We start from the raw sequence: 3,539 nt of genomic DNA, 5'->3' as shown, positions 1-3,539 counted from the left end.
GTGCACATGCTAGCTGGTCCCAACTCGCCGTTGTAGTGAGTAACTGGCGGGTCGGGCGGCGATCCTATCAGCAAGGCTACGGCTGATGTGCATACAACTGTTTGTCACTATCCCAAGAGTGCTTTGCTCTCAGAAAGCGTCGCGACCAGATCGCTAAAACGGTCGCCCTGAACTGCAATATGCTGTCGAAGCTGAGCACGGGCAGCATCGGCGTCCCCTGACAGTATGGCGTCGACGATTGCCTGGTGTTCGTTGAAGGAAGTCTTCATACGATTGCGCACCCGGAGCTGAAGGCGGCGATAAGGACGCAAGCGCCGATGCAGCGCGGTACATTGTTCGATTAAAAAGCCGCTGTGGCTTGCGGCGTATATTGCCTGATGAAACAGCTCATTGTCGTAGTAGTAGGTGTCGCTGTCATCCGCCTCGGCGGATTTCTCGCACTTGGCATGGGCCGCAAGCAAGGCAGTACGATCCGCGTCCGTATGACGGCGCGCCGCCAATGAACCTGCCATGCCTTCCAACTCAGCCATGACTTCGAACATCTCATAAATACGGTGCGGCCCAGGCTCGACAACGACGGCCCCTCGCCGTGGACGAATCTCAATCAGGCCAATGGCGCTGAGCTGCATCAAAGCTTCACGCACGGGCGTCCGCGATACGCCGAACTGTTTTGCCAAGTGCATTTCATCCAGTCGCTCGCCCGGTGAAAACTGATTCGTGACGATACCGTTTTCAATCTCATCCCTCAGTCTTTGTACGATATTTTCGGCCATGGCCCCCTCAACAAAAATGCACAATTCTAATTCTTGTATACAAGGCTATTGACTTTACATACAAGATCGCCGAAGCATTATATATCATCCCGCGGGATGTATTGGAACAAACGAATGATTTGATGATGCGCCAGCCATACGGACGCACTGTCAACATCAGACCGGTTATAATAGCCCGGGCAGCGCCCTTAAGCGTTCGGAGGAATGGATGCGCTTCAGACCTGCCGTCTTTATTCCAGCAATCCTCAGAAGCGGAGTTATGCAATGACGGGTACATCGTTCTTCAGTGACATGGTCCAGACCATAACCGAGCGAGGCCGGAAGCTATTGACCTTCACCCCTCGCCCCGAACGGCTCCCCTCTGGCAGTTCGGGTCTCGAAAGGCTTTGCGAAATGCTGCTGTCGAGCCGCGGGGAAGCTTCCGGAATGGCGCTTGCGGCAGAAATCCTGCAGCAGTGGTCGCGCCTGAGCGATGATAAACAGCGCGATTTCATGCTCCTGCTCTTCGAAAAGTTCGGGCCGGATTCGAAAAGGCTTGATGCAGCGATTGAGACCTATCGCACTGAGCGGACGTCCCGTGCAGTGCTTGAACTTCATCAGGCGGCAGAGCCGCGCAGACAGGAGCTGATCCGGCGCCTCAATCTTGCGCCGGGTGGAATATCCACGCTTGTCCGCATGCGTGAGCGGCTGTTGAGCCTTAAGGTCGACGCACCGGATCTTGAATCGGTCGATGCCGATTTCGCCCACCTCTTTGCCTCCTGGTTCAACCGTGGCTTTCTTATCCTTCGGCCCATTGACTGGTCGACACCTGCCAATATTCTTGAAAAGATCATTCGCTATGAGGCGGTGCATGAGATCGGCAATTGGGACGAATTGCGCCGGCGGCTGGCGCCTGCTGACCGCAGATGTTTCGCCTTCTTTCATCCGCAACTTGCTGATGATCCTCTCATCTTCGTCGAAGTGGCATTAACCAAGGCCATTCCCGAGAACATTTCCGATGTTCTCGATGAGACACGCGCGCCGATTCAGGCGCAGGATGCCAGAACTGCCGTTTTCTATTCGATTTCAAACTGTCAGGCAGGCCTGCGGGGCATTTCCTTCGGCAATTTCCTGATCAAGCAGGTTGTGGAAGACCTGCGCCGGGATCTGCCCAACCTCGATACGTTCGTCACGCTCTCGCCGGTTCCGGGATTTGCTGGCTGGCTGCGGCGAGAAAGACTTAAAGAGGGCTCGGATATGCTCAGTGCAGGGGATCAGGCCGCCCTCACCGCGCTGGACGACGCTGAATGGCCAAATAACCCGACAAGCTCTGCAGCAGTGAAAGCTGCATTAATGCCCGTTGCTGCGTCGTATTTCCTCAAGGGACGCACAGCAGATGGACGACCGATCGATCCCGTTGCCCGTTTTCACCTTGGCAATGGTGCGCGACTGGAACGGATGAATTTTCTTGGCGACCGATCAAGCCGGGCAATGCGGCAGGCGCACGGCCTCATGGTCAATTATCTCTACAAGCTCGACGACATCGAAACCAATCACGAAGCATTTGCCCAGCGCAACGAGATCGTGGCAGCTCCGGCCGTCAAGAGATTGCTGCGCAGCGACACACCGCGCCGCGGCTTTGCTTCAAGCAACATGAAAGACAAGTTCGACAAGAACAAAGCCAGCAGCAAGGAAGTGAGCTCATGAGCAATCATCTGTTTGACGCCATTCGCCGTTCGATCGCTTCCCACGACGCCATTTTCATTGAAACCGCCGAGGGTCACCGCTGGACCTACGGCGACATGGTTGAGTGGTCGGGCCGGATCGCCGGAGCAATCGATACACTCGGCGTCCGGCCGGGCGACCGGGTTGCCGTTCAGGTGGAGAAGAGCGCTGAGGCCTTGATGCTTTACCTTGCCTGTATTCGGTGCGGGGCTGTCTATCTTCCCCTGAACACGGCCTATACGCTAGCCGAGCTTGACTATTTCATCAGCGATGCGGAACCACGCCTTGTCGTAGCCGACCCGAAGGCTGCTGATGGCATCAAGGATATAGCATCCAAATATGGCGCACTTGTCGAGACGTTGGATGAGCGTGGCGGTGGATCGCTCGTCGAACTTGCAAACGATGAAGCAGGCGATTTTGTTGACGCCTCCAGATCAGCCGATGATCTTGCCGCCATCCTTTATACCTCCGGCACAACTGGCCGGTCGAAAGGGGCGATGCTTACGCACGAGAACCTGTTGTCGAATGCCTTGACGCTAAAGGATCACTGGCGCTTTACGCCCAAGGACAGGCTGATCCATGCCCTGCCTATCTTTCATACTCATGGCCTTTTCGTTGCAACGAACGTCATTCTAACCTCCGGCGCATCCATGTTTCTTTTGCCGAAGTTTGATCCGGCGGAAATCCTGGCATTGATGCCGCGTGCAACGACAATGATGGGCGTTCCGACGTTCTATGTCCGCCTGCTCCAGCATGAAGGGCTGAACCACGACGTCGTGGCCAACATGAGGCTGTTTATTTCCGGCTCGGCACCGCTTTTGGCCGATACCCACCGAGCGTTTCAAGAACGCACCGGCCACGCCATCCTCGAGCGTTATGGTATGACGGAAACCAACATGAATACGTCCAACCCCTATGACGGCGAACGGATCGCAGGGACCGTCGGTTTCCCGCTTCCAGGTGTCACGGTACGGGTTACCGATCCCGATACCGGTGAAATTCTCGGGCATGACGAGACTGGCATGATCGAGGTGAAGGGGCCGAACGTTTTCAAGGGCTACT

General features: G+C 55.8%; 3 protein-coding genes. 2 read left to right on the top strand and 1 reads right to left on the bottom strand.

The annotated features are described in order from the left end of the window. Positions 1 to 107 precede the first annotated feature (107 nt). Positions 108 to 773, bottom strand: coding sequence for a GntR family transcriptional regulator (locus tag AAAC48_RS10690; RefSeq protein ID WP_340654152.1), 666 nt, complete (start codon positions 771 to 773; stop codon positions 108 to 110). Between the two features lie 264 nt (positions 774 to 1,037). On the opposite strand from AAAC48_RS10690, the gene AAAC48_RS10685 reads away from it, so the two are divergent. Both AAAC48_RS10685 and AAAC48_RS10680 read left to right on the top strand, forming a co-directional pair. Continuing rightward, positions 1,038 to 2,459 (top strand): malonyl-CoA decarboxylase, encoded by a 1,422-nt coding sequence (locus AAAC48_RS10685; RefSeq protein WP_340654151.1) that lies wholly within the window; start codon positions 1,038 to 1,040, stop codon positions 2,457 to 2,459. Beyond that, a partial coding sequence (locus tag AAAC48_RS10680) for an AMP-binding protein (protein ID WP_340654150.1) occupies positions 2,456 to 3,539 on the top strand: 1,084 nt, incomplete at its 3' end. The genes AAAC48_RS10685 and AAAC48_RS10680, both read left to right, overlap by 4 nt.

Origin of the sequence: Phyllobacterium sp., from assembly GCF_037994405.1 — a bacterium.
GTDB lineage: Bacteria > Pseudomonadota > Alphaproteobacteria > Rhizobiales > Rhizobiaceae > Phyllobacterium.
The sequence above is the reverse complement of the archived record's forward strand: the minus strand, read 5'-3'. Positions and strand labels throughout refer to the sequence as shown.